Consider the following 25,987-nt stretch of genomic DNA (forward strand, 5'->3'; position numbering starts at 1 on the left):
CGACCAATGTTCGTCCCATCCTGCCGTAACTTGCAGTGCTCTCTTTTGGAACGATCGCTCGCGAGGGCCGTAATGTCACGCCCGACTTTTCCGGAAAGTGCTTCAGGTTGGCCGCGAGGCCGACAGTCTTGGCAGCTCAGGGACTATTTCCCGGCCATTTTCAACCCTCAGAAATCTCTCGTGTAATGTCCGCTCCGAGTGCCCGCATTCGCTCGGCGAGATGCGCGTGCCCGCGGTCGATGAGGTATCCCGACTCGATGAGGGTCTCGCCCTCGGCCGCGAGTCCGGCGAGCACCAGCGCGATGCCCGAGCGAAGGTCGTGCGCGGTCACCCGCGTGCCCCTCAGCGGGGTCGCGCCGCGCACGATCGCCCGGCTGCCGTCGACCTCCACGTCGGCGCCCATCTTGTTCAGCTCGCCGGCCAGCGCGAAGCGGCCGTCGAAGATGCGCTCGTGGATGTAGCTGATGCCGTCGGCCAGCGCCGCGACCGTCATCATGGGCGACTGCAGGTCGGTGGCGAAGCCGGGGTAGGTGTCGGTGATGATGTTGATCGGGCGCAGCGGCCGGCGGTCGCAGCGCACGTTGAGCACCGCGCCCTGCCGGGCGAAGTCGACGCCCATCTGCTCCAGCTTGTAGCGGACCACGCCGAGGTCGAGGCCGGTGCCGACGAGGCTCAGCTCGCCGCCGGTGAGGGCCGCCGCCATCGCGAACACGCCCGCGTCGAGCCGGTCGGGCATCACGGTGTGCTCGACGGCGTGCAGCTCCTCGACGCCCTCGACGGTGATGAAGCCCGTGCCGCCGCCGCTGATGCGGGCGCCCATCTTGGTCAGCATGTCGATGACGTCGAGGACCTCGGGCTCCAGGGCCGCGTTCTCGATCACGGTGGTGCCCTTGGCCAGGGCGGCGGCCATGATGAGGTTCTCGGTGCCGGTGTGGGAGGGCGTGTCGAGGTAGAGCGTGGCGCCGGTCAGGCCGGACGCCTTGACGTGGATGACGGTCTCGCCCTCGTCCACGACCGCGCCGAGGCGCTTGTAGCCGAGGTAGTGGAAGTCGAGGTTGCGGCTGCCCAGGTTGCAGCCGCCGACGCCCTCGACGATCGCCTCGCCCAGCCGGTGCAGCAGGGCGGGGGTGAACAGCACGGAGCCGCGGAAGCGCCGGGCGATCTCCGCCGGCAGGACCGCGCTGTCGAGCCGGGAGGCGTCGATGACCAGCGTGCGCTCGGCCTCGTGCAGCTCCACGTGGGCGCCCACGGCCTCGGCCAGCTCGACGGCCCGGCGCACGTCCTCGATGATCGGCACGTTGCGCAGGACCGTGCGGCCCTTCGGCACGAGCAGAGCGGCGCCGATCATGGGCAGCACGGCGTTCTTCGCGCCCTGGATGAAGGCGGTTCCACGCAGGGCGTTGCCACCGCGCACGCGGTAACGGACCATTTCCGGCGGCTCCTCGGAAGTCATCGGTGGGGGCGGGGGACCGGGCCAACAGTAGCCGCTCGCACCACGTGCCCCGGCCGAATCACCCGTTAAAGGAACGGCCGGTGATGCGTTCGTAGGCTTCCAGGTAGCGCTGTCTCGTCTGCTCGACCACCTTGTCCGGAAGAGGGGGCGGCGGGTTTCCGGAGGATTTGTCCCATCCGGATTCGGGCGACATTAGCCAATCGCGGACAAATTGCTTATCGAATGACGGTTGTGCGCGGCCGGGAGTCCATCCGTCCGCCGGCCAGAACCGTGACGAGTCGGGGGTCAGCAGCTCGTCGCCGATCGTCAGCACGCCGTCGGAGTCCCAGCCCAGCTCGATCTTGGTGTCGGCGAGGATGATGCCGCGCTCCCGCGCGATCTCCGCGCCGCGCGTGTAGACGGCCAGGGTGACGCTGCGCAGCTCCTCCGCCGTCTCCGCGCCCACCTCCTCCACGACCTGCTCGTACGAGATCGGCTCGTCGTGCTCGCCCACCGGCGCCTTGGTCGAGGGCGTGAAGATGGGTTCCGGCAGCCGGGAGCCGTCCTCCAGGCCCTCGGGCAGCGGCACGCCCGACACCGCGCCGTCGCGCCGGTAGTCGGCCAGGCCGCCGCCCGCCAGGTAGCCGCGGGCCACGCACTCCACCGGCACCATGCGCAGCGGTCGGCACAGCATGCTGCGCGTGTCGGGCCCGGGGGCGGCGATGTGGTTGGGCACCACGTCCGCGAGCTGCTCGAACCACCACAGCGAGAGCTGGGTGAGGATGGCGCCCTTGTCCGGGATGGGGGTGTCCAGCACGTAGTCGAAGGCGGACATCCGGTCGGAGGCGACCATGAGGAGCAGCCCTTCGGGCGTCTCGTACAGGTCGCGTACCTTGCCCGAGTGCAGATGCTTCATCACATGTCCTCCGCGCCCGTGCGGGCGATGTCGCTGCGGTGGAAGGAGCCGCGGAGCCGGATCCGCGCCACCAGGTCGTAGGCGTTGCGCCGTGCGGTGCGCTGGTCGGGGCCGGTGCCCACGACGCTGAGCACCCGCCCGCCGTCGGAGACCACCTCGCCGTCCACGCGCCGCGTGCCGGCGTGGATCACGTACGCGCCGTCCGTGGGCTCCAGCCCCTCGATCGGGTCGCCCTTGGTCGGCGCCTCCGGGTAGCCCTCGGCCGCCACGACCACGGTCACCGCGGACCCGTCGTGGAAGGCGGGCTCGGGGTGCTCGGCCAGCGCGCCCGTCGCGCAGGCCAGCAGCAGCCCGCCGAGCGGCGTCTCCAGCCGGTCGAGCAGCACCTGCGCCTCCGGGTCGCCGAAGCGCGCGTTGAACTCCACCACCTTCGGCCCCTTGGCGGTCAGCGCCAGGCCGACGTATAGGACGCCCTGGTACGGCAGGCCGCGCCCGGCCAGCTCGCCGATCGTCGGGTGGACGACCTCGCGCATCACCTGCTCGGTCAGCCCGTCGGGCGCCCAGGGCAGCGGGGTGTAGGCGCCCATGCCGCCCGTGTTGGGGCCCTGGTCGCCGTCGTAGGCGCGCTTGAAGTCCTGGGCGGGCTGCAGCGCCACCGCGGTCTTCCCGTCGCACAGCGCGAACAGCGAGACCTCCGGACCGTCCAGGAACTCCTCGACCACCACCCGCTCGCAGGAACGCGCGTGCTCCAGCGCCCGGTCGCGGTCGTTGGTCACGACCACGCCCTTGCCGGCGGCCAGCCCGTCGTCCTTGACCACGTACGGCGCGCCGAACTCGTCGAGCGCCGCGGCCGCCTCCTCCGGTGTCACGCAGGTGCGGGCCCGCGCGGTGGGAACCCCGGCGGCGGCCATGACGTCCTTGGCGAACGACTTCGAGCCCTCGATCATCGCCGCTTCGCTGGACGGCCCGAAGCACGGGATCCCGGCGGCGCGCACGGCGTCGCCCACCCCGGCGACGAGCGGCGCCTCCGGCCCGACCACGACCAGGTCGGCGCCGATCCGCGTGGCCAGCCCGGCCACTTGCCCGGGGTCGGTGGGGGTGACGGCGTGCAGGGTGGCGACCTCCTCGATGCCCGGATTGCCCGGGGCGCAGTGGAGCTCGGTGACCTGGGGGTCGAGTTTGAGCGAGCGGCACAGGGCGTGCTCACGCCCGCCGGATCCGATGACTAGTACGCGCACCCGCCCATTCTCGCAGCTACCGCCGTCCGCCCTCCTTGTGGGCGGCTCGTCACGGGATCGCGGGCGGGCAGTCGAATTACCGGAAAGGGGGCCGGCTGTTGGTGAACTTCTCCCTGCTGACCCGGGCGCCGGCCGGGTATCGTCGGTTTGGTTCCCCTTGCCTGTGGTAGCTTAGGGCGGCTATGTGCGTCTCGTGTGATTGGAGGTGGTCCGGGATGAATCCTGGTGATCCCAGCAGTACGTGCTCGTTCACGTACACCCCATGTACCCCCGACCACTCCAATCCGGCAGCCTGATCGTGCCTCCACGCATTCGCCATTGATTGAGGTGACCTTTCGTCGCGCGTGGAGCGTGCCAGGTCGGGCGGAAAGGGACCGCCATGCGCTCGTCCACGCTTTTCCGTCGCATCAACCGTCACCCTGTCCAGCCTCACCCGCAGGCCCGGCTCGGCAAGTCGTTGCCTGAGGTGCACGTGCCCCACTCCATCGTCGAGTACGGCGCGTACATCGACGGCGTGAAGAGCGGCGCCGTCGGCATCCCCGAGTCGCTGCGGCTCGTCCGCGAGCACAACGCCGCCGCGGCCAAGCCCTCCGCCTTCCTCTGGGTCGGCCTGCACGAGCCCGAGGCGCCCGAGGTCGAGTGGCTGGCCGAGGTCTTCGGCCTGCACCCGCTGGCCGTCGAGGACGCCGTCAAGGCCCACCAGCGTCCCAAGGTGGAGCGCTACGGCGACTCCCTGTTCATGGTCCTCAAGACCATCGCGTACCTGGACCACGACGAGCTCACCGCCACCAGCGAGATCATCGCCACGGGCGAGATCATGGTGTTCCTGGGCGCCGACTTCGTGGTGACCGTACGGCACGGCGAGCACTGCCCCCTCGCGGAGGTGCGCGAGCGCCTCGAAGAGCGCCCCGAGCTGATCAAGCGCGGCCCGGCCGGCGTGCTGCACGCGATCTCCGACCACGTCGTCGACCGCTACCTCCAGGTGGCCGACCTCATGCAGATGGAGCTGGAAGAGGTCGAGGCCACGGTCTTCGCCGACGTCAGCTCCCGCGACATCAACCGCATCTACCAGCTCAAGCGGGAGATGATCGAGCTCAAGCGGGCGGTCACGCCGCTCCAGAGCCCCATGGCCGCCCTCCCGCAGCGGCGCGTCATCCCCTCCGAGATGCGCGAGTACTTCCGTGACGTCGGCGACCACCTCTCCCGAGTGTGCGAGCAGGTCGAGTCCTCGAACGAGCTGTGCAGCTCCATCCTCCAGGCGGCCCTGGCCCGCTCGAACGCCCTCGCCAACGAGGACATGCGCAAGATCTCGTCCTGGGTCGCCATCCTCGCCGTCCCGACGATGATCGCCGGCATCTACGGCATGAACTTCGACTTCATGCCCGAGACCAAGCAGGTCTGGGGCTACCCGGCGGTCGTGGCCGTGATGATCACGGCTTGCGTGCTGCTGCATCGCGGCTTCCGCCGCAACGGCTGGCTCTGAAGAGGCTTGGGGGGCGCTTCGCCTTCTTGGGGCGCTTCGCGCAAAGGGCTTCGCTTCGGGGCGCTTCGCACAAAGGGCTTCGCTTCGGGGCGCTTCGCACAAAGGGCTTCGCTTCGGGGCGCTTCGCACAAAGGGCTTCGCTTCGGGGCGCTTCGCGCCTTGGGGCTCAGACGTCCTCCCAGCCGGGGCGGGCCCCGGCCCCTGTCGGCCCTCGCTCCGCTCGGACGCCTTGCCGGGGGCTTCGCCCCAGGTGGGGGCCTACCGGCCCCCACACCCCCGGTCCTCGGCCGTCTAGGTCCTGGTTCAGAAGCGGATCACTTGGGTGGTGTTCCGAGATGATCTTTGTGTGTGTCTGGGAGATCTGACCGCCGCGCAGTGGGTGATGCTGGAGCCGCTGTTGCCGATAGGCAGGAAAGCGGGCCGTCCGCCGGTCTGGGCGTGCGGCAGCTCACCGACGGGATCCGCTGGCGACTTCGTACTGGCGTGCCATGGCCTTCCGCTACGAAGCGACCGTGCACATCGCCTGCATCTACGAGTGGTTGTGACCGCGCTCTCGGCCGCGGCTGAAATCCTGCACAATCTGTTCAGCGGTGACCTGCGCGTCTGGAAAGGTGCCGATAGTGGGGCGCGAGTACATCCCGCTGAAGGCGGAGAACGAGGGCGGCGAACTCATCGTGGAGCCGTCCGAGGACGCCCTCCACGAGATGATCATTGAGCTCGCCCTCCCCGACAACACCTTCGTCATCGTCGAACCAGACGAAGACGACCCCACCTGGTTCGCCTCAGTCGCCCGCCTCGACGATGGCACCGACGAGGTCGAATACCGCGACCCGCTTCGCCGGTATCACCGCCTTGACACCGCGACCGACCCGAGCCGTATCGCTTCCGACGTCACCGTCTGGACCGCTCAGGCATCGCGAGCACACGCAGCCCTCAGCCGAGACTCCTCACCTGATTTCTGAAACAGAGGCCCTAGGTCCCGGCACCCGATCCACGGACCTCGCGCGACGAGGCCCTGCGAAAATCCCGGATGTGCTGTGGAGGAGTGAAGGCAGGCGCGCCAAGACGGAAACCGGAGAGTCGGCGTAAGGGGGATGTGCCGAGAGGCCGGTCAGGAGTGAACGCCTGGGAGACCCGCCAAGACGGCACTCGTGAGAGGCGGCGCGCACGTGAGAGGCGGCGCGCACGCCGCGCTCCCACGCTCGCCCGGAAGTCCACGATTGACCGTTCTTCCTGTTCAGCCGCCATGTCATCAGAGTCGGCGCTCGGCAGGCGGACGGGCGTTCATGCGGTGGCGGGGGCGGCCTTCTCCTCGGACTCCTCGAAGCGGGGGAAGAAGGGCAGCTCGACGTGGACGCGGTCGGCGGCGGCGAGGATCGTCGAGGCGTCGTCGACCGGCGGGTGGATGTGCTGGTTGATCCGCTGCTTGATGTCCGCGCCCTCGGCGCCCGAGGCCATCACCTTGCGGTCCCAGCCCCGGGTGAAGATCGCGCCGGCGCCGCCCAGGTCCAGGCAGGTGACGTACGGGCCGGGGGTGAAGTCGCGCAGCGGCAGGCCGAGCAGGTCGGCGGCCGCGTTGTACCCGGCGACCTTGCCGAGCGGGGTGGCGTGCTGGCAGGCCTGCATGACCGTGTGCTCGGCGTCGAACGGCGCCGCGGCCGTGTCCCCGGCGACGAACACCTCGGGAAGGGCGCGCAGCCGCTGGTCCACCGGCACCCGGCCGAGGTGGTCGAGGTCGTCGGAGATCTGGCGGGTGAGCTCGCTGGCCCGCATCCCCGCGGACCAGACCACCGCGTCCGCCTCGACCTTGGTGCCGTCGGAGAGGACGGCGTACCCGTCGCCGACCCCCGTCACCGTCGTGCCGAGGCGGCGTTCGACGCCCAGCTCGTCCAGGGCCGCCTCGATCGCCTCGCGCGGACCCGGTCCGAGCTGGTCCCCGACCATCTCCGACCGGTCCACCAGCAGCACCCGGCCCCGGGCGGCCAGGGCGGTCGCGGCTTCGAGGCCGACGAATCCGGCGCCGACGACCACCGCGGAACAGTCTTCCCGGCCGCGCAGATGCTCGGTGAGCCGCCGGGCCCCGTCCAGGGTGTCGATGTCGAAGAGCTGTTCGGCGCCGGGCAGGCCCTCCGGCTGCACGAGCTTGCTGCCCGCCGCCAGTACCAGGCGGTCGTAGCCGATCTCCTTATCGTCGGCCACCACCACGCGGCGGTCGGTGTCGATCGTGCTCACCGAGGCCCGCAGGTGCTCGACGCCGATCGGGTCGAGGATCCTGCCGAGCTTCACCTTGGCCAGGTCCGGCTCCGGCTCGTACAGACGTGGCCGCAGCACCAGGTGCTCGTTCGGCGCGACGAGCGTGATGCGCAGGTCGGCGCGTGCCGGTGCCTCCGAGTATGCGGGTGATGCGCCCGCGCGGGCCGGTGCCGCTCCCGCGTGGGCCGGTGCCGCTCCCGCGCGGGCCAGCGCCGCTCCGGCCGCGCTCCACACGCCCGCGAAACCGCCTCCGATGATCACAACGTGTGCCACTGTCTCGTCCTCTCAGCCTGCCCCCCGGAGGATCGGGGGATTCGGCAGGGAGACAAGACAGCGGGCTCAGATGTGACCGAGGCGAGCGAACTTGTCCGGATTGGCCAGTCTCCTGAACACCGTGATCCGCCCGTCGACCACCTCCACGGTGTCGAGCCAGACCAACTCGCCGCCGAGGAGAGTCGCCAGAGCCGGGTGCCCGTTCACCTCGATGACCTGGAACCCGTCGGGACGTCTGATCTCGACCTGCCTGACCGCCAGCAGAGCGATCCGTTCGGCGCCCCGGACCGGCCTGCGCGCCGCCGTCGCCTTGCCGCCGCCGTCGGCGACGTAGACGGCCTCGGGATGCAGCAGCTCGACGAGCCCGGCCATGTTTCCCGCGTCGGCCGCCGCCTTGAACGCCTTGAGCACGCGTTCGGTCTCGGCCCTGGACGCCCGGGGCCGCTCCTCGACCGCGGCGACCCGCGCCCGCGCGCGGGAGGCGAGCTTCCGGCTCGCGGCGGGCGTGCCGCCGAGCACCTCGGCGATCCGGCCGAACGGGAAGCCGAAGACGTCGTGCAGCACCAGCGCGACGCGTTCGGCGGGGGTGAGCGTCTCCATGACCACCAGCATCGCGGTGCTCACCGACTCGTCCATGAGCACCTGGGTGCCGGCGTCGGGCCCGGTCAGCAGGGGTTCGGGCAGCCAGGAGCCGACATAGGACTCGCGCCGGACGCGCGCCGACTTCAGCACGTTGTACGAGGTCCGGGCCGCCAGGGTCACCAGCCAGGCCCGCAGGTCCCGTACCTCGGACAGGTCGGCGGTGGCGGCGCGCAACCAGACCTCCTGCGTCACGTCCTCGGCCTCGGCCACGGTGCCGAGGATCCGGTAGGCCGCCCCGAAGACCGCGGGGCGATGCGCTTCCCAGGCGGCCTCCGCCAACGGGCCGGTCAACTCCACCCTCGGCCTCCTGCCCCCCGGACGAGTGATCGGCCTCCGATCCTAGGCACACCGATTCCCGCGTCATGACGGGGGCGCTTCGCCCTCGATGCGAAGAAAGACAAGGGTGACGTAGTTCACAATGTGGAAGCGGCGGGCATTAGGGTGGCCCGCGTGAACCCGCGTGAGGTGGCCCCCGGCCGATTATCGCGCCTGGTGGCGCGCATCCGCTCAGCAGCACTCGTCGGGAGCATGGGCGGGCGGCGCCCCGCCCCGCTCGTCGAAGCGGCCGTTCTGCTGCTCGTGATCCTGCTCTTCTCACGGCTTCACGCCGCCGTCGGGAAGGACGCCGCGGTCGCCACCGCCGACGCTCTGGCCCTGCAGTCCATGGAACGAGCCCTCCACCTGGACATCGAGCTGGGGGCGAACCGGTGGCTGACCGAGCATCCGGCCCTCATCCAGCCGGCGGTGTACTACTACCGCCTGTACTACCTCGTGATCGTCGGTGTGCTGGTGTGGGTCTTCGTCCGGCACGCCGAGGTCTACGCCGAGGTCCGCCGGACCCTCGTCGCGATGACCGTCCTCGTGCTGCCCGTCTACTGGGCGGTGCCCATGTCGCCCCCGCGGTTCGCCCTGCCGGGCGTCGTCGACATCATCGCCGAGCACGACATCCTGGGCGGCCACGCCTCACGAGAGGTCGAGAACGGCCAGAACGTGTACTCGGCGATGCCCAGCATGCACGTGGGGTGGTCGCTGTGGTGCGCGTATGCCGTGTGGTGCGCGCTGCGGAGGTCGCATCCGCGGCTGGCGTCGCTGCCGTGGATCTTTCCGCTGGGCATGGTGGCCGTCGTGATCATCACGGGCAACCACTACGTGCTCGACATCGCCGGCAGCGTCGCCCTGCTGGCGGTCTCCATCGCCGTCGCGGCGGCGTGCGGTCGCCTGGCCGAGCGCCGGCGTGCTCGCGACTGAGCGTCCGGGAAAGCCGGTGCCGTCCCGGATGGCGGCTCAGTCAGGCATGTCGTACCACTGCGGTTGGGGATGCGGGCTCGGAGCGGGGCCCGCGTCCTTGCCGGCGGTCACGTACAGGTCGACGGTGTCGGAGCTGCTGAAGCGGGTCGACGCCACGGTCCAGGCGCCCTTGACCCGGCTCGCCGGCACGGCTTCGTCGAACCAGCCGCCGTCGCTGTACTGCCACATCAGCCGGTAGCCGGCCTTGAGCCCGCGCCGGCGCAGCTCGGCCCGTACGTCCGCCACCGCCTTGCCGTGGCTGACGTACCCGGACAGAGCCTCCTCGCCCTCCGGACCCCCGGGCCCTTCGTCGACGTACGGCTCACCCGGCCTGGCGGGGCGACCGACGCCGAACACCACGCGGCCGGGGAAGTCGGCCGGCATCCAGACCTTCGCGCAGAACGCCGACGAGCACGGTTCGATGCTCTGGGTGCCGATGCTGCCGTGCCACATGAAGCCGCCCGGGACGATGGGGCCGATCAGCTTCCCCACCTCGGACGGCGCCACCGGGATCACCTTCACCGTGACGTTCAGCCCGACCGCCCGGAACGCCTCCTCGAACCGGCGGCGGTCGGCCGTGGGATCGGTGATGTTCACGCTGAAGTACTCGTCGGTCTTCTTGATGGAGACGGCCGCGTTGGCGTAACTGGTCGCCGGCCCGCCCACCAGGCCGGCGCCGACGGCGATCGCCACGGCCGTCGCCGTGGCGGCGAGACCCAGCACCAGCCCCCGGCCCACCCTGCGGCGGGGCCGTGCCACGGCGAGCCGCTCCCGCTCCTCGGACATGATCGCGTGCATGAGCCCCTGAGCCTCCGGTGCGGCGGCCTCTCCGGCGAGGTCCCTGTCGTGGACGCGGGCGATGTCGGCGAGATTCACAGCGAGCTTCCTTCCAGGGCGACGGCACGAGGATGGTCGATGCCGGCTCCCGCCAGGCCCCGAGCGAAACGCCTGCGGGCGCGGTAGAGCCTGATCCGTACCGCGTTGCGGGAGATGCCGAGCATGCGGGCGATCTGCCCGTGATCCAGCTTCTCCCAGGCGACCAGGGAGAGCAGCTCCCTGTCGTCGTCCGTCAGGTCACGGAAGACCCGTCCCATCTGTGAGATCTCGTCCTCCGGTGGACGGGCCAGCGCGGGGGACGCGGCGAGCCGCTCGCGCAGGGCCGCCGTACGCTGCTCGTGGCGCCGCTCACCGCGCCGGTGGTTGGCGAGCACCCGGCGTGCCACGCCGTACAGCCACAGCCGCGCCTCGTGGTCCTCGGGCACCTCCTCGATGCGGCGCCAGGCGATGGTGAACGTCTCGGCCACCACGTCCGCGGCGTCCTCAGGGTGCGGGCAACGGCGCAGGACATACCCGAGTATGGGCTCGTAGGCGGATTCGTAGATCTCCACGAACCGGCTGTTGGGATCGGCTCCCATCCGGTCTCCTTAACTGGATCATCGGTCACCTACGTCCATGTCCGGAATTCTGGGGGCATTTCTACGAACCCAGGCCGTCCTCGGCCAGTAAAGTGATCATGATGATGGATCCGCGGCTGACCACCCACTGGGACGTCTCCACGGCCATGGCCCGCTACGACGACCGGGAACTGGCCGAGCTGCTGGAGCGGGAGGCCGTACCGCTCGGCACCGGCATCGGCGGGGCGTCCGCGCGGCTCGAGGTCGGCGGCACCTCGGTCTTCGTCAAACGCGTGCCCCTCACCGAGCCCGAGCTGCGCCACCCGCACTCGACGGCCGACCTGTTCGGGCTGCCGCCCTTCTGCCAGTACGGCATCGGCTCGCCTGGCTTCGGCGCCTGGCGCGAGCTGGCCGCGCACACGATGACCACTGAGTGGGTGCTGACCGGCCGGTTCCCCGGCTTCCCGCTGCTGTATCACTGGCGGGTGCTGCCTGACGCCGAGCCCGCTCCGCTGTACGGAGAGCTGGCCGACATCGATCGGGCGGTCACCTTCTGGGAGGGCGCGCCCGGAGTGCGCCGCCGCATCGAGGCGTTGGCGGGGGCTCCGGCGAGTCTGATGCTCTTCCTGGAGTTCTTTCCCTGCAACCTGCAGCAGTGGCTGGACGAGCAGGTGCGCGCGGGCGACGCCGACCGTGCCTGCGCCCTGGTGGACCAGCGGCTGCGTGAGGTCGTGTCCGCCATGAACGCGGGCGGCCTCCTGCACTTCGACGCGCATTTCGGGAACTTCCTCACCGACGGGCGTCGCTTCTATCTGACCGACTTCGGGCAGGCCGTGTCGGCCCGATTCGACCTGTCGGAGGAGGAACGGGCCTTCTATCGTCGGCACCTCACCTATGACCGCACCTACACGCTGTCGTACCTGGTGAACTGGCTGGCCGGCGCCTTCCACGGCGCCGACTGGCAAGGGCGTCGGAAGCTGGTGCGGGAATGGGCGGCGGGAGAGCGGCCGGCCGGTGTGCCCAGCGGGGTCGCCGCCCTCCTGTCGCGGCACAGCCCGCTGGCCACCGTGCTGAACGACTTCTACCACTCTCTGCAGAGTGAGAGCAGGAAGACGCCGTACCCGCTGGAGGAGATCCGCCAGGTTGCCGGACGGCACGCCCTGCCTCTCGAGTGAAGGATCACCCACCGGCGTCATCCGGTTGTTCCGCTCCATCCCGTCGTGGCCGCGCCACGTCCCCGCCGACAGGACGAGTCACGCCGGCGCGGACGCCAGTCGCGCCAGCAGCCGGTCCTTGCCCGCCCGGTCCAGCCAGGTGGCGAAGTCCATGAGGCCGGGGTGGGCTTCGCGCAGGGGTGCGAGGTCGGTGTCGAAGTACCGCTCGTCCGCCCACGTGAACACCTTGGCGGCCTCAGGGGCGTGCTCCCACAGAGCGCCGAGCGGGACCTGGGTGTGCGGTATCGGGCGGCCGGCCGCCGTGCTCAGCGCCGCGGCGATCTGCGGGGTGGTCAGCCTGTCTCCGGTGATCTCAAGGGCCCGGCCCAGGTACCGGTCCGGGTCGGCGAAGGCCAGCGCGGCGAAAGCCCCGATGTCGTCGACGGCGATGAGCTGCATGACCAGGTCGTCGTTCCACGGGACGTTGAGAGAGCCGTTCTGGAAGAACCTGGCGGGGCTGGTGAAGTCCTCCATGAACCCGGCGGGGCGCAGGATCGTCGCGGGCAGGCCCAGGTCGTGGATGTGCTCCTCGATCTTCCACTTCTCGATGGGCCCCCAGCCCCGCTCCTGGTAGTAGCCGTTCTGGCTCTCGGCGCCGCCGACCGAGGAGTACACCAGGTGCTGGACGCCGGCGGCCTTGGCGGCGTCGGCGACGTTCCTGCCCTGGGCGAGCTCGTCGGGGTTGGCGGACTGGACGCTGTAGACGCCGTGGGCGCCGCGTACCGCCGCCTCGACGGAGGCGCGATCGTCGAGGTCACCGCGGACGAGTTCCGCGCCTGAGGCGGCGAGCGCGACAGCCGCCGGCGCGGTGTCGTCGCGGACGAGGGCGCGGACGTGCCAGCCGGCGGCGAGCAGGTGGCGGGCGGTGGCGCCGCCCTGATTCCCGGTGGCGCCGGTGACGACGATGGTCTTGCCGTGCGTGTTCATGGGGGTCCTTCCAGGTCGAAGTCGTCTGGGCGGCGAGGTCGTTCACCGTGCCGTCCGGTGGCGCGGCCCTTCGGCGTTCGCACTCACGGCCGAACCATATGACCAGATTTCTTTTTTCGTCAACAGCTCGCAGTGAGTTGACGAATTTTCGAATCTGGTCATACAGTCATGGGCCATGGCAGCGCCCCATGGCGAGCCGGCGGACCCCAGCGACAGGAGCGAGACCATGACGACCAACCCCTCGGTGCTGATCTCCGGAGCCGGCGTGGGCGGGCCCACGCTGGCCTACTGGCTGGCCGAGCACGGATTCCGTCCCACCGTCGTGGAGCGGGCGGCTGGGCTGCGCACCAGCGGCAACCCGGTGGACGTCCGCGGGCCGGCCGTACAGGTGGTCGAGCGGATGGGCCTGATGGAGCGGCTGCGCGAGGCCGCCACCGAGGTGACGGCGATGCGCTTCGTCAACGACGCCGGCTGCGAGGTCGGCCGGGTCGACATGCGGGCGATGCAGCAGGCGGGCGGCGGCGAGGTGGAGGTGACGCGCACCGACCTGGCGAGGATCCTCCACGAGGCGAGCCGGGACTCGGCCGAGTTCCTGTTCGACGACACCATCACCTCCCTGACCCAGGACGACGACGGCGTCGATGTCACCTTCGAGAAGTCCGCGCCGCGCCGGTTCGACCTCGTCATCGGCGCCGACGGACTCCACTCGACGACCCGCCGGCTGGCCTTCGGGCCCGAGGAGGAGTTCGTCCGCCACACGGGGCTGTACGTCGCGACGCTGCAGCTGGACGACACCGCCGAGCAGGAGCGGGACGTCGTCCTCCACAACGCCCCCGGCCGCCTGGTGTCCCTCCATCCCGTGCACGGCCGCACGCTGGCGGCCTTCATCTTCCGCGGCCCGGCGGTGGAGGGCTTCGACCACCGCGACATCGCCCAGCACAAGCGGATCGTGACCGACGCCTACGCAGGTGACGGGTGGCGGGTGCCCGAGCTGCTGGAGCGGGTGCGCGCCGCCGACGACCTGTGGCTCGACTCCGTCAGTCAGGTACGGCTCGACACCTGGAGCAGCGGCCGCGTCGCGCTCCTCGGTGACGCCGGCTCGTCGGTGTCGCTGTTCGGCGACGGCTCCACCCTGGCCATCGCCGGCGCCCACACGCTGGCGAAGGAGCTGGCCGCCACCCCAGGCGACCACCGGTCGGCCTTCGCCCGGTACGAGGCCGAGCACCGCACCCTGGTCGACCCCAAGCAGAGCCACGTCCAGGCGGCCGCCTCGATGATGGTCCCCGCCACCCGCGCCGGGATCGTGACCCGGAACCTGGCGACCCGCCTGTGGCCGGCCGCCGCGGGCGTCGGACGGCTGCGCGGCCGGCTCACCGCGCGCCGCCGGCCCGCGCGGGCGGCGGTCTGAGCGCTTCGCTCCGCCGACAGCCTGCCTGCTCCCACCCCGTGACGCGCATGACAGGCGTGACAGGCGTGGCAGGCGTGACAGGCGGCCGGTGGGTCGCCGGCTCGTCCTGGTCGGTCAGCCGTACACCAGCACATCCCTGCTCTGAAAGGCCGCAAGCATGCCCTCCTTCGACGCCAGTCCGCTCACCACCGTCGACAACGTCCGGCAATGGGCGCGACTCCTGCCCCGCTGGGCACTGCTGACAGCCTTCGCCTATCTCGGGCAGGTGGTCGCGGCGCGCTGCTGGAGGCGTACCGGGAGTCGCTGAACCTGATCGACGTGACCTTCAGCGCCGGGGGCCTCGTGGTCAACGCCGGGCTGCTCCTGGTGGCGATCGTGACGTGGCGCGCCATCCTGCCCCGGTGGGCCGGCCTGGCTTCACCGGCACCGCCATCACCCTCTGGCGGGGGCCGGAAGCCGGCGGGAACGAGAGCCCGTCGAAGCGGACGACCACCTTCTAGCAGGTCTTCCGGCCGGCGCGAACAGGGGGCGGCTGGTCAGCCCCCGTCCTCCCGCAGATCCTGTGTGGCCGACCGATAAGCCCCGGCGATCCGGACGAACATGTCCAGCAGCACCGGCACCTGCTCCGGCCCGTAGTGCGCGGTGAGCTTCTCCAGGTGTCGCCGCGACGCCCGGCAGGCGGCGTCGTAGTCGGCCATGTTGTCCTCGACCAGCTCCACGGTGACCGTACGGCGGTCGCGTTCCCCGCGTACGCGTCGCACGTAGCCGGCCCGCTCCAGCCGGTCGATCAGACGGGTCGTGGACGCGGACGGCAGCCCCAGGGCCTCCGAGATCGCCCCCACGGCGAGCGCCCCGCGCGTCTCCAGCAGCATGAGCGCGGTGACGTCCAGCACCTGCAGACCGAGCCGGTCGGCGATCGCCTCGTTGTGGAGGAGAACCGCGATCACGAACTCCCGGAAGACCGTCTCTCCTGGATTCCTGTGGGCCACTTTCCGAACCTACTCCACATCGATATATCTTCGAAGCGGAGATACTCCGAAGTGGAGGAGATATGGACGTTCTCGTCATCGGCGCCGGGGTGGGCGGACTCGCGGTGGCTCGGGTCCTGCTGGCCGCCGGACATCGGGTGCGGGTCTACGAACAGGCTCCGGAGCGGCGGACGGGCGGCAAGGCGCTGCTCGTCTGGAGCAACGGCAACGCCATCCTGAACGATCTCGGCGTCAGCCTGGAGGGCACCGGTGCCCGCATCGACCGGATCGACGCCCTGGCCTCCGACGGCCGGTTACGCACCAGCATGAACATCGCCCACGCGGCCGAGCGCTTCGGCTTCGTGACCAAGGCCGTCTCGCGCCGCCACCTGTCGGAACGCCTCGCCGACGGACTGCCCGACGACCTCGTCCAGTACGGCATGAGCTGCACGAGCGTGAGCCAGGAGCCGGGCCGGGTGACGGTGACCTTCGCCGACGGGTCCACGGCCGAGGGGGACCTGCTCGTCGGGGCCGACGGCCATCACTCCGTCGTACGCCGCCATCTGTGGGGCGACGGCGCCGTACGACCGGCGACCTTCGGCACCTGGCAGGGCCTCAGCCCGATCGACATCGAGATCACGGACACGAGCCGCCACCTCATGATCACCGGGCCGGAGGGCGCGTGCGGGCTCATGCCGGCCGGCGACGGCCTCCTGCAGTGGTGGTTCGACGTGCGCTGGTCGCCGTCCGCCCCCCGCCCCGCCGCGCCGCTGGCCGAGCTGAGGCGCCGGTTCGGGCACTGGGCCTCGCCCGTCCCCGAGGTGCTGGCCGCCGCCTCCGAGGACGACCTCGAATTCTTCGGACACCATTGGAACAAGGTCCGGCCGGTGGTGGGACAGGGCCGCGTCACCCTGGTCGGCGACGCCGCCCACACCATGCCGCCCACCCTGGGACAGGGCGCCAACCAGACCCTTGAGGACGCCTGGGTGCTCGGGCGCGAACTCGCCAAGGGCGCCGACGATCCACTCGCCGGGGGTGACGACGATCCGGCGGTACGGCTGCGCGCGTACGAGAAGGCCCGCTACCCGCGCATCTCCCTGGTGTCCCGGCTGGCCAAGCGCAATCCGGCCAACTGGCGCATCCCACCGCTGATCGGCCGGATGTTCCCCGAGACGTCCCAGACCGCCATGCTCGCCCGCTTCAGCAACCGCCTCACCGCTGAATCTGCCTGAACGGGTGAGGAGGCAGAAGGCAAAAGGCCCTCGCTCCGCTCGGACGTATTTCTGGGGGCGCTTCGCGCGGCAGGCTTCGCCTGGGGGCGCTTCGCGCAAAGGGCTTCGCTTAGGGGCGCTTCGCGCCGAGGGGCTCAGACGTCGCCCCCAGCCGGGGCAAGGCCCCGGCCCCTGTAGGCCCTCGCTCCGCTCGGACGCCTTGCCATGGGGCTTCGCCCCAGGTGGGGGCCTACCGGCCCCTACACCCCCCCGGTCCTGAAGCGCTTTCTCCCGTGTCAGGCAGATATTAGTGATCACCCTTCGGGGTGTTCGCTCAGGCACGCGCAGGTCGGACAGGCTCGGCGCGACGTGGGCATGAACCGCAGCGACCAGCCGAGCATCGGAAGAGGTAGCACTGGTTGCCCACAGAGGCCGGCCGCTTCGCCGACCGCCACTGCGTGCTGCACGGCCTCGCGGTCCAGGCTGGACAGTCCCAACCGATAACGGTGGGTGTCCCCGTCAGCCCTCTGCTGGGCGCCGCAGACAAGCAGGTCCGCCCAATGGATCTGCCAGCACCGCGCCCTTCCGGTCATCCCATGTGGTTCGCTGTCGAGCTCGACCAGAGCCAGAGCGGCGTGACGCGACGAGCCGGCAACTGTCCCGTGTCGCCCGAGCAGCCGCGCAGCCGAACTGCGTGTCCTCGCCGGACTATGTGAGGTGTCCACGATCTTGACGCGTGCACCACTACGCGGCGACGGCGCCCTCATTCCGTTCCTTCGCATGTGGACAGGGATGCGGCAGAGGGCAGATCGTCGATCACCTCCCAAGCCGGCTGACGTCTGCGGAGGTCGGCGTAGCGGAAGGCCACTCGGCGTGCGGCCCGTGATGGTTCTGTCGTGGGATGCCGTGCGTACACCACTCGCTTGCGTCGGTCGTCCCATCCCGCACGCCACCAGAACCACACCCCGTCGCACCACACGACCAGTCCGACCCAGACCGAGACCAGGGCGAGGTCGTGCCCGTCATGCGTGTCCGCCGGTATGTCATGGTCCGCCCAAAGGGCGTCGCGCAGGAGGCCCGCGGATAGCTGCGCTTGCGTTTCCTTGCCGTTCTCGGGCACGGCAGTAATCTGGTTCTGCATCGTGGACGCTCCAAAGCTCTCGATGCGATTCAGACCCCTGTCTGTCGGCGGTGTGCCAGCACCGTGCTCCGACGGGCGGGGGTCTCCTTAAGCCCGCCACTATAGGGGGGCTAAAATCGAGCGTAGATGCCCGACTGCGGCTCCTGCAATAGGGGGCTAAAGTCTGCTGCTGTCAGTCGCTGAGGAGGCAACGCCCTGATGGACATGAAAGCGCTGAGGGAAGTCGCGCAGGTGGGCGATCCGGTCGAACGGGCACGCATCCTCAGCCGCCTCATGACCGAGGAGCAGGGCCTGGTCACCGAAGCGGCGAAGATGCGCCGTCAGGCCATCGCGGAGGCCCGCGAGTCCGGCATGAGCCTGGAGGACATCGCCGGACGGCTCGGCGTGTCGCCCGGGCGCATCTCCCAGATGCGGAAAGGGCCCGCCGCTCGCGCGCCCGAAGGGCCGGCCTCGTCTGCGCCCCGAGTTCTGGTTCTGCGTGCGCTGCCGAGCGAGCCCGCCGTTCGGGGTTCACAGTCGTTGTTCCTCGCCGAGGCCGAACGGCAGGGGCTCAAGGCCGGGCGCCGGATGCTGTACGTGGGCCCGGAGCCTTCCAGCGAGCATGTGGCGGCGTGTCTCAGGGTCGAGCCCGGTACGGACATCATCGCCCGGCGCAAGATGATGACGGCGAACGACGTGCCTGTGCGCATCGCGACCAGCTACTTCCGTGCCGACCTGTTCGGCGGCACCCGGATCGCCGAGCCCGAGTTCGTCCAGCCGTCGCTCCAGTCCGCGCTGACCGCGCTTGGTTACGCGTTCGGCCACGCGGAGGAGAACCTGACCGCCCGGCCGCCGACACCGTTCGAGCGGGAGACGCTGGAGCTGGAGTCCGGTGAGTGGATCGTGCAGGTGCTCCGCGCCAGCTACTCGACGGAAGACACGCCCGTCCACGTCCTGGAGACGATCTGCGCCGCCAGCAGGCACGTCTTCCCGATCGGCCAGGTCTCCGGGCACGACGAGTTCTGATCGACCGGCGTCTCGGTCGGGCTCGCGCCCGAGCGGGCCGCGTGGCCGAACCGTCGGTGCGAGACGACGGTCCTACCTCGCGGAACGGACCAGTTCACTGGGCGGCATGCCGCGAACCCGTTTGAAGGCATTGCTGAAGGCGAAGCCGTCGGCGTACCCCACCCTCCTGGCCACGGCGGCGACGGTGGTGCCGGGCTTGCGGAGGAGGTCGGCGGCGACGGTCATCCGCCACTCCGTGAGGTAGACCAGGGGCGGTTGCCCGACCAGTTCGGCGAAGCGCCGGGCGAACACCGCCCGTGACATCCCCACCTCCGTGCCCAGGGCCGCGACCGTCCACGGATGGGCCGGGCGTTCGTGCATCAGGCGCAGCGCCCGCCCGATCCGCGGATCGGCCAGGGCCCGGTAGCCGGGTGGGGCCTCGACGTCGGGCCGCGCGAACCACGAGCGCAGCGCCCGTACCAGCAGCAGGTCCAGGAGCCGGTCGAGGATGACCTGCTGGCCCGGCTCGTCGCGGCCGATCTCGACCGCCAGCAGGTCCAGCAGCGGCGCGAACTCGGGGTCCGGCGGGATGACGGCCACCTCGGGCAGGGCCCTGAGCAGGCGCTCGGACACGTCGCCGCGCAGCGGGTACTCGGCGGTGACGAACAGGTCGGAGCCGTCGGCGCTGAACCCGTACGTGCGCGGTCCCACCACCAGTTCGGGTCCGGCCGCCCCGGAGGCGCCGACCGTCGTCCAGCAGCTCTCCTCGCCGTCGATCACGACCTGGGGCTCCGTGCCCGGACGGTCGGCCACGGTGAACGGCCGCAGTCCGCGGACCAGGACGACACCGCGTTCCCCTACCTGGACGGGAGCCGTGCCGTCGCGGACGATCCAGGACTCGCCGCGGAGCATCGCGCCCAGCGCCAGCGGGGCGGGATCGGCGTAACGCACCGCCCACGGCGGCTCGGCGACCGACTGGCAGAAGACCGCGCCGTGCGCCCGCACACCCGCGAGGTAGTCCTCCAGGAGATCCATGGTGAGACGATCTCACATGTCTGCGAGATGAATGGCCATGGATGGTCTCTCGCGGCACCTGGTGTGCTTGCCCTATGTCTGATTCACCTGTTCTCGTGCTCGGCGCCCGGGGGAAGACCGGCCGCCGCATCGTCGACCGGCTCGACCGGCTCGGCCGTCCCTTCCGCGCGGCCTCCCGCTCCGGCGGGACCAGATTCGACTTCGCCGACCGTGACACCTGGCGGCCCGCTCTGGAGGGCGCGGGGGCGGTCTACCTCATCCCGATGAACGAAGCCGTGCCGGCCGCCACCGTGGAAGAGTTCCTGACGGCTGTGGCGGCGGCCGGCGCCCGCCGGGTGGTGCTGCTGTCGGCGCGCGGCGTGGATGGCGCGGCGGACCCGTACCAGGAGCCGGTCGAGCTGGCCCTGCGCGCGACGCACCTGGAGTGGACGATCCTGCGGCCGGCGTGGTTCGCGCAGAACTTCAGCGAGGACATGTTCCTGGGGCCGGTCCTGTCCGGAGAGCTGGCGCTGCCGGCCGGAGAGGGCCGGGAGGCGTTCGTCGACGTCGAGGACATCGCCGACGTCGCGACCGCCGCTCTGACCCAGGACGGCCACGCGGGGGAGGTCTACGAGCTGTCCGGCCCCGAACCGGTGTCGTTCCGCACCGCGGTGGAGATGATCTCCGAGGCCACCGGGCGGCACATCCGCTACACGGCGCTGGAGACCGCCCAGTTCACCGCCGCGCTGGCGGCTCAGGGCATTCCCCGTGAGGCGGCCGACCTGGTGGCCGAGCTCCTGGGCCGGATTCGCGACGGCGCAGGCGAGCGCGTCGGCGACGGCGTACGGCGGGTGCTCGGGCGCGACCCGCGGCCGTTCGCCGACTACGTCAGGACGGCCGCCGCCGCCGGAGCCTGGAGCGACTGACCGCGTTCGCGGAGGCGCACGCGGCTGGCCGCGATCGCCGCGACGGTGAGCAGGCTTGGAGGAGAAGTGGTACAGCGCGTTTTCCTTGCTGGTGCCCGCCTCGCGCAAGCGGCTCGCCTGAGGGCCCGTACGGAGTGATCGCGATAGATTGACACCTTCAGCTCGGTGCCGGAAATCGAGGTGGTGAAGTGCGGGACAAGCCCGATTCGGTCTGGCACTTCTATCGAACGCCCAACGGCCGCCCCGTAGTGAGCGAGGAAATCAGAGCTGCCCTGGGTGACGGGCCACCGAAGAAGGAGCTTGGCGCTCTCCTTGGCAGAATTCAGTACAACACGGCTTTACCCCGAGATACGCGATCTCTCGGTCGAGGGCTCTATGAAGCCCGCCTTACTCACACGAGTAACGAATATCGGCTTTATTTCGCCCACGGACCACGGGGCGAGCATGTGCTGCTGGCGCTCGCCTTCCACATGAAGGGCGGCAGGGGCGCTCAGGACCGAGTCATGGACCGTGCCAGGGATCGGCTGGCCGAGTGGCTGGAGAGAATATAAGGTGAAACCGATACGGGGAGGTTGATGGTGATGGACCCTCGCATCGCCGAGCTTCTGGGCATCGACCTGGACGACCCCCAGGTGCAGCGCGAGAACGCCGCGATCGACCGGGACATGCGGCTGATCGAGACGCTGGTCGGCATCCGCCGGCAACGCGGCATGACGCAGGCCGACGTCGCCGAACGCATGGGGCGCAGCCAGCCGGCGGTCTCCGACTTCGAGCGGCTGGGTGGCGACCCTCATCTGTCCACCATCCGGCGCTACGCGCTGGCCATCGGCGTCGACGTGTTCCACGCGGTCAGCGTGTCCGGTGAGGCCAGTGAGACGAGCTCCACGCCGGCCAGGATCCAGGTGTCCGGCTGGGGGTCCGAGACGCCGCAGACCTTCGGCACGGCGAGCATCGACCTCAAGCGAGCCGCACGGTGATGGAGGCGTTCCTCGTCCTCGCGGATTCCGGCAACACCGATCAGACCTCGGGGAAGGTCCACCTCCTCGGAGCCGGCTGGTCGTTGACCGGCCCGGTCGTGCCTCCCTCGGCCCTGGCCGGGTTCCTGCGGATTCCCTGGCATGACGTCGAGGACGACTTCGCCTTCCACCTCAGGCTGGTCGACGACGAACGCCATCCGGTCGAGGTGCCGCTGGCCGACGGAACGACCAAGCCGATCGGTTTCGAGGGTGGACTCGACGTCGGCTACAGCCGGCCGCACGAGGACGTCGCCCGCCGGATCCCGATGAACCTGTCCTTCTCCGTGAACATCCCTCCGCTGCCTCTGGTGCCCGGCAGCGTCTATGAATGGATCCTCGATGTCGGGGATGTCGAGGTCGCGTCCGTTCGCTTCTGCGTACGACCGGAGGCGGCCCCCGCCTGAAGGCGGCCCCCGCCTGAAGGCGGCCCCCGCCTGAAGGCGCCGCCCCTGGGAGGCGGCGCCTTCGCCGGGCCGCCTCCGGTCCGCGCGGTGTGGCCGCCGGCTATCGGGACGCGGGCGGGCAGAACTCCGCGGACAGCACGTCGGTGAAGACGCTCAGCGGAGCCCAGTCGCCGTTGACCTGGCTGGCGACCCGGTGCCTGCCGTCGCGGGTGCCCATGGCGTAGCTCCAGGAGCCGTAGGTGGCGCCGGCGTTGCCCCAGACGGTCACCCCGCACGGCAGTTTCTGCTCGAAGATTCCCAGGCCGTACCTGGTGCCGGGGATCCAGCCCGAGCCGTCGGTGGGGACGGTGGTGAGCATCTCCCGTAGCTGGGCGGCCGGCAGGAGACGGCCGCCGAGCAGGGCGGAGAAGAAGCGGTTGAGGTCGGTCGTGGTGGAGAGCATGCCGCCGGCGGCCCAGGCGAAGGACTGGTTCATCTCCGTGGCGTCGTGGATCTCGGGCTGGGGGGCGGAGGAGAAGAGGACGGAGTAGTGCACCGGGTGGGGGCCGCGGATCGTGGGGTCCGTGGCGGGCAGGGAGGTGCCGGCCAGGTTCAGGGGACGGATGACGGTCCGGTTCAGCTCCTGGGCGAAGGTCCTGCCCGTCGCCCTCTCGACGATCATGGCGGCCAGGATGTAGTTGGTGTTGGAGTACGTGAAGCGCTCGCCGGGGCCGCCGGTGGGCGGGTGCTCGAGCGCGATCCTCACCAGTTGCTCCGGCGTGTAGGTGTCGTAGCGGTGCTTGAACCACTCCTCGCCCACGCCCCGCTCGAAGAAGGACTCGTCATTGGTGTAGGCGTAGAGGCCGCTGGTCTGGTTGAGCAACTGCCGGACGGTGATCTTGCCGGGCTCGTAGGCGGTGCCGTCGAACAGGCCGGGCAGCCACCTGTCCAGGGTGTCGTCGAGGCTCAGCCTGCCCTCGGCCGCCAGCTTGAGCACCACGGTGGCGGTGAAGGCCTTGGACGCGCTGCCGATGCGGAACCTCTCGTTCTGGTGGCGCTCGCGACCGGTCCTGGTGTCGGAGACACCCGCCGAGCCGAACCAGCGGCTGCTCCCGTCCCGGATCTCCGTGACGATGCCGGGAGCGATCTTCGTAGCGACCGCTCGGTCGAGCACGCGCTGCACGTCGGGACGCCCGGGAGCGGGGGACGCGGATGCCGGCAGGGCCGTGGCGACCAGGGTCGCGGCGATGAGCAGTCCGGCCTTGGCGGAGAGCGATGCGATCACTTCAGAAGTCCTTTCAGAGGGGAAAGAGGGGTGGTCAGAGGGTGGCCGGCCGGCGGGGCTCGGTCGCGGCGGCGTCCCGCACGGTGGCGCGTCTGGCGGCGACGATCGTCCAGGTGGTGGCGAACGCGGTGATCAGGGCCACTGCGGCGAGGGCGGCGAGCGTGGCCGTGTCGGGGTGGATCAGGGACTGGCCGCGTGCGGCCTGCCAGGTCACCACGGCGACCAGGCCGGTGTAGCCGAGCGCGGCGCAGCCCACCAGGCGGGCACGGACGCGCTCGTCGCGCAGCCAGACGTGCCGGGCGGCCAGGGCGGCCAGGACCGCGGTGACGACGAGCAGGACCTGGATGCCGTGCAGGGCGAAGAAGTGCGGGACGCGGAAGTCGCCGCCGGTGACGCTCCAGTTGGTGAGGGGCATGCCGTGGCCGTCGGGGTCGCCGATGCCGTGCCCTTGGTACATCGGCACCTGAGCGCCGTTGGCGTCGGTGACGGTGCGGGGGTGGAGGTCGGTGACCATCCAGTAGAGGGGGATGAGCATGCCGGCGGTGGCCAGCCCGAGCCCGGCGCGGATGGCGCGGGTGAGCGCGGGGCCGGCGGCGCGCTGGACCAGCACCATGACCGCGATGACCAGTTGCGTGATCAGGACGATCATCACGCCGGTGGTGAGGACCGGGACCAGCGCCAGGGTGACGGGGTCGCTCTGGTCGGCGTTGAAGTGGCTGAAGGTGCCGCGGGCGGCCTGGATGGTGATGGCGGCGACCTCGACGGTCACGCCCACCGCGAAGACGGTGCCGATCCACCGGCCCAGGCGCCGGGCCTTGGTCAGCTTGGAGATCAGCCAGGCCAGCGTCCCGGCGTAGAGGGCGAAGGCGAAGCCGAACTTCAGCGGTTTGACCCACACCGACTCGCCCAGCAGCGTCCGGCTGTCGGTCACCAGGCCGGCGAGGCTGACCAGGACCAGGGCGGACATGAGCCCCGCGCAGAGCAGCAGCGGGCGGTGCCAGGACTTCATGGGGACTCCCATCTCGGCGTCGGAAGACCGGCGCCTCGCGTTTGCGACAGAGCAAAAGCTAACTTGCATTCACTATTTCGTCAACACATAAAAGCCCTAACAACACGGGTTTTCGGACCTGCTTGCAATGATGGTGTACGTGAATGCAAGCCGACCGACTTGCAATGAGATGAAGCGAATGCAAGACTCCGATGTCCCCGCTCCCCGCGAACAGGAAGGCGTCGTCCATGCCCGGAGGCAGGCTGACCCATCAGGACCGCCGGCAGATCGCCGACGGCCTGGCCGAAGGGCTCACCTACACCGAGATCGCCACTCGCCTGAACCGGCCGCTGTCCACCGTCACGCGCGAGGTGGCCCGCAACGGCGGTCCCACCGGCTACCGGGCCGACCAGGCGCACCAGGCCACGCGGCAACGCGCCCGCAGGAGCCAGCCCGTCCTCGCGGAACGCGACCCCGGAGCGGTCAGCGACCTGGAGGAGCAGTTCACCGAGCTGGTGGTCAACACGGGGCTGTCGCGCATGACCGCCCGCGTGCTCTCCGCCCTCTACCTCACCGACAGCGGCAGCCTCACCGCGGCCGAGCTCGCCAGGCACCTCCAGGTCAGCCCGGCCTCCATCTCCAAGGCCGTCGCCGAACTGGAGCAGCAGGAGCTCATCCGCCGCGAACGCGACCCCCGCCGCCGCCGCGACCGCTACGTCATCGACGCCGACGCCTGGTTCCGTGGCTGGATGGCCAGCGCCCGCCAGAACGCCCTGCTGGCCGACTTCGCCCGTCAGGGAGCGGAAACCCTCGGGGTCGCCTCACCCGCCGGGACCCGGCTGCGCGACATCGGGGACTTCTTCGACCACGTCGGCCGGGCCATGCTGGAGGCGGCCGAGCAGTGGCGCGCGGCCTACGCCGCCAGGGGTGCGACCGGCCAGGACTGAGCGGCCCTCACGAGGGCTACGGGCGCGGGCTGTCGAACACTAGGGCTTGCTCGTCAGGGCGAGGCGGACGGCGAGACCGATCAGCAGGGTTCCCGACACGTACTCCAGGCGACGGCGTACGGCCGGCCGCTTGAAGAAGCCCTCGGCCGCGCCGACCAGCCGGACGATCCCCAGATACCAGGCAAGGTCGATCAGGGCGGAGGCCACCGCCAGGAGCAGCAGCGTCGGCAGCGCAGGAGCGCCCTCGGGCACGAACTGCGGCAGGAAGGAGAGCGCGAACACGCCGGCCTTCGGATTGGCCAGGTTGGTCAGCAGCCCCGACCGGTAGCAGCTCCACAGCGAGGGGCCGGCGGGCGCCGGCGCGGTCAGGTCTCCGGACGGAACGCCCTCGGCGCCGCGCCGCGCCTGCCACAGCATCCTCGCGCCGAACCAGACCAGCACGATCGCGCCGACGATCCGCATGACGTCGAAGGCGAGCTCGGACACGACGAGCAGCGCGGACAGGCCGAACGCCGCCGCCAGGCACCACACCAGCCAGCCGGTCTCGTTGCCGAGCACGGTCGCCACTCCCGCCGGCCGGCCCGCGCGGATGGACTGCCGCAGGATCACCACGGTGGTGGGCCCGGGAATCGTGACTCCTCCGCCCCCTGAAGGGGG

General features: G+C 70.5%; 25 protein-coding genes. 11 read left to right on the plus strand and 14 right to left on the minus strand.

All coding sequences use genetic code 11. From position 1 onward, the window contains the following. Positions 1–160 precede the first annotated feature (160 nt). From murA to purD, 3 genes are all read right to left on the minus strand, one after another. Positions 161–1,429 carry a UDP-N-acetylglucosamine 1-carboxyvinyltransferase gene (gene murA / locus HTZ77_RS18995; protein WP_175590960.1) on the minus strand — a complete coding sequence of 423 codons (1,269 nt, stop codon included), beginning with the start codon at positions 1,427–1,429 and terminating at the stop codon, positions 161–163. A gap of 82 nt (positions 1,430–1,511) precedes the next feature. After that, positions 1,512–2,348, minus strand: a complete 837-nt coding sequence (locus HTZ77_RS19000) for a phosphoribosylaminoimidazolesuccinocarboxamide synthase (protein ID WP_175590961.1) — start codon at positions 2,346–2,348, stop codon at positions 1,512–1,514. After that, on the minus strand, positions 2,348–3,586 hold the full coding sequence (gene purD, locus HTZ77_RS19005) for a phosphoribosylamine--glycine ligase (RefSeq protein ID WP_175590962.1): 1,239 nt from the start codon (positions 3,584–3,586) through the stop codon (positions 2,348–2,350). Before purD ends, HTZ77_RS19000 begins: the two co-directional genes overlap by 1 nt. 472 nt (positions 3,587–4,058) lie before the next feature. On the opposite strand from purD, the gene corA reads away from it, so the two are divergent. Further along, positions 4,059–5,069, plus strand: coding sequence for a magnesium/cobalt transporter CorA (gene corA, locus HTZ77_RS19010; RefSeq protein WP_328808651.1), 1,011 nt, complete (start codon positions 4,059–4,061; stop codon positions 5,067–5,069). A 620-nt stretch (positions 5,070–5,689) separates the two neighbouring features. Next, the gene (locus HTZ77_RS19015; RefSeq protein WP_205302857.1) at positions 5,690–6,031 is read left to right on the plus strand and encodes a hypothetical protein; all 342 of its coding nucleotides are present in this window, start codon (positions 5,690–5,692) and stop codon (positions 6,029–6,031) included. A gap of 322 nt (positions 6,032–6,353) precedes the next feature. Here HTZ77_RS19015 and HTZ77_RS19020 read toward each other — a convergent pair whose 3' ends face one another. Together HTZ77_RS19020 and sigJ are read right to left on the minus strand one after the other, a co-directional pair. Beyond that, complete coding sequence (locus tag HTZ77_RS19020) at positions 6,354–7,595, minus strand: NAD(P)/FAD-dependent oxidoreductase (RefSeq protein WP_175590964.1); 1,242 nt, start codon at positions 7,593–7,595, stop codon at positions 6,354–6,356. 66 nt (positions 7,596–7,661) lie between these two features. After that, entirely contained in the window at positions 7,662–8,534 is an 873-nt protein-coding gene (gene sigJ, locus HTZ77_RS19025) for an RNA polymerase sigma factor SigJ (RefSeq protein ID WP_175590965.1), read from the minus strand. Positions 8,535–8,687: 153 nt separating this feature from the next. On the opposite strand from sigJ, the gene HTZ77_RS19030 reads away from it, so the two are divergent. Next, positions 8,688–9,485, plus strand: a complete 798-nt coding sequence (locus HTZ77_RS19030; protein WP_205302858.1) for a phosphatase PAP2 family protein — start codon at positions 8,688–8,690, stop codon at positions 9,483–9,485. A 36-nt stretch (positions 9,486–9,521) separates the two neighbouring features. On the opposite strand, the gene HTZ77_RS19035 is transcribed toward HTZ77_RS19030, so the two are convergent. Then, complete coding sequence (locus tag HTZ77_RS19035) at positions 9,522–10,400, minus strand: hypothetical protein (protein ID WP_175590966.1); 879 nt, start codon at positions 10,398–10,400, stop codon at positions 9,522–9,524. Beyond that, a complete protein-coding gene (locus HTZ77_RS19040) occupies positions 10,397–10,939 on the minus strand; it encodes an RNA polymerase sigma factor (RefSeq protein ID WP_175590967.1) in 543 nt (180 codons plus the stop codon). Before HTZ77_RS19040 ends, HTZ77_RS19035 begins: the two co-directional genes overlap by 4 nt. Positions 10,940–11,040: 101 nt before the next feature. On the opposite strand from HTZ77_RS19040, the gene HTZ77_RS19045 reads away from it, so the two are divergent. Beyond that, entirely contained in the window at positions 11,041–12,093 is a 1,053-nt protein-coding gene (locus HTZ77_RS19045) for a BUD32 family EKC/KEOPS complex subunit (protein ID WP_235994869.1), read from the plus strand. 78 nt (positions 12,094–12,171) lie between these two features. Here the strand turns inward: HTZ77_RS19045 and HTZ77_RS19050 are convergent, their stop codons facing one another. Continuing rightward, a complete protein-coding gene (locus HTZ77_RS19050) occupies positions 12,172–13,059 on the minus strand; it encodes an NmrA/HSCARG family protein (protein ID WP_175590969.1) in 888 nt (295 codons plus the stop codon). Between the two features lie 175 nt (positions 13,060–13,234). Between HTZ77_RS19050 and HTZ77_RS19055 the strand changes: the two genes are divergently transcribed. Next, positions 13,235–14,467, plus strand: a complete 1,233-nt coding sequence (locus HTZ77_RS19055) for an FAD-dependent monooxygenase (protein WP_205302859.1) — start codon at positions 13,235–13,237, stop codon at positions 14,465–14,467. 536 nt (positions 14,468–15,003) lie between these two features. Here the strand turns inward: HTZ77_RS19055 and HTZ77_RS19060 are convergent. Continuing rightward, on the minus strand, positions 15,004–15,456 hold the full coding sequence (locus tag HTZ77_RS19060; RefSeq protein ID WP_175590970.1) for a MarR family winged helix-turn-helix transcriptional regulator: 453 nt from the start codon (positions 15,454–15,456) through the stop codon (positions 15,004–15,006). A gap of 62 nt (positions 15,457–15,518) precedes the next feature. Here HTZ77_RS19060 and HTZ77_RS19065 point away from each other — a divergent pair, with 62 nt between their 5' ends. Then, complete coding sequence (locus HTZ77_RS19065) at positions 15,519–16,667, plus strand: FAD-dependent oxidoreductase (protein WP_175590971.1); 1,149 nt, start codon at positions 15,519–15,521, stop codon at positions 16,665–16,667. 742 nt (positions 16,668–17,409) lie between these two features. Here HTZ77_RS19065 and HTZ77_RS19070 read toward each other — a convergent pair. After that, on the minus strand, positions 17,410–17,787 hold the full coding sequence (locus HTZ77_RS19070; RefSeq protein WP_175590972.1) for a hypothetical protein: 378 nt from the start codon (positions 17,785–17,787) through the stop codon (positions 17,410–17,412). Between the two features lie 198 nt (positions 17,788–17,985). Between HTZ77_RS19070 and HTZ77_RS19075 the strand changes: the two genes are divergently transcribed. Next, positions 17,986–18,792 (plus strand): UTRA domain-containing protein, encoded by an 807-nt coding sequence (locus HTZ77_RS19075; protein ID WP_175590973.1) that lies wholly within the window; start codon positions 17,986–17,988, stop codon positions 18,790–18,792. 72 nt (positions 18,793–18,864) lie between these two features. Here the strand turns inward: HTZ77_RS19075 and HTZ77_RS19080 are convergent, their stop codons facing one another. Continuing rightward, on the minus strand, positions 18,865–19,806 hold the full coding sequence (locus HTZ77_RS19080; protein ID WP_175590974.1) for an AraC family transcriptional regulator: 942 nt from the start codon (positions 19,804–19,806) through the stop codon (positions 18,865–18,867). 74 nt (positions 19,807–19,880) lie between these two features. Between HTZ77_RS19080 and HTZ77_RS19085 the strand changes: the two genes are divergently transcribed. From HTZ77_RS19085 to HTZ77_RS19095, 3 genes are all read left to right on the plus strand, one after another. Further along, positions 19,881–20,711: an NAD(P)H-binding protein gene (locus HTZ77_RS19085; protein ID WP_175590975.1), complete on the plus strand. Its 831-nt coding sequence runs from the start codon at positions 19,881–19,883 to the stop codon at positions 20,709–20,711. A gap of 581 nt (positions 20,712–21,292) precedes the next feature. Beyond that, complete coding sequence (locus HTZ77_RS19090) at positions 21,293–21,688, plus strand: helix-turn-helix domain-containing protein (RefSeq protein ID WP_175590976.1); 396 nt, start codon at positions 21,293–21,295, stop codon at positions 21,686–21,688. Beyond that, positions 21,685–22,131 carry a hypothetical protein gene (locus HTZ77_RS19095; protein WP_175590977.1) on the plus strand — a complete coding sequence of 149 codons (447 nt, stop codon included), beginning with the start codon at positions 21,685–21,687 and terminating at the stop codon, positions 22,129–22,131. Before HTZ77_RS19090 ends, HTZ77_RS19095 begins: the two co-directional genes overlap by 4 nt. A 100-nt stretch (positions 22,132–22,231) precedes the next feature. Here HTZ77_RS19095 and HTZ77_RS19100 read toward each other — a convergent pair whose 3' ends face one another. Further along, complete coding sequence (locus HTZ77_RS19100) at positions 22,232–23,395, minus strand: serine hydrolase domain-containing protein (protein WP_175590978.1); 1,164 nt, start codon at positions 23,393–23,395, stop codon at positions 22,232–22,234. Positions 23,396–23,429: 34 nt separating this feature from the next. Continuing rightward, the gene (locus tag HTZ77_RS19105; RefSeq protein WP_205302860.1) at positions 23,430–24,404 is read right to left on the minus strand and encodes a hypothetical protein; all 975 of its coding nucleotides are present in this window, start codon (positions 24,402–24,404) and stop codon (positions 23,430–23,432) included. Positions 24,405–24,631: 227 nt separating this feature from the next. Between HTZ77_RS19105 and HTZ77_RS19110 the strand changes: the two genes are divergently transcribed. Then, positions 24,632–25,330 carry a GbsR/MarR family transcriptional regulator gene (locus HTZ77_RS19110; RefSeq protein WP_175590980.1) on the plus strand — a complete coding sequence of 233 codons (699 nt, stop codon included), beginning with the start codon at positions 24,632–24,634 and terminating at the stop codon, positions 25,328–25,330. Positions 25,331–25,369: 39 nt separating this feature from the next. Here HTZ77_RS19110 and HTZ77_RS19115 read toward each other — a convergent pair whose 3' ends face one another. Beyond that, positions 25,370–25,960: a LysE family translocator gene (locus tag HTZ77_RS19115; RefSeq protein WP_407940524.1), complete on the minus strand. Its 591-nt coding sequence runs from the start codon at positions 25,958–25,960 to the stop codon at positions 25,370–25,372. Positions 25,961–25,987 lie beyond the last annotated feature (27 nt).

Source organism: Nonomuraea montanisoli (assembly GCF_013363975.1).
Classification (GTDB): Bacteria; Actinomycetota; Actinomycetes; order Streptosporangiales; family Streptosporangiaceae; genus Nonomuraea; species Nonomuraea montanisoli.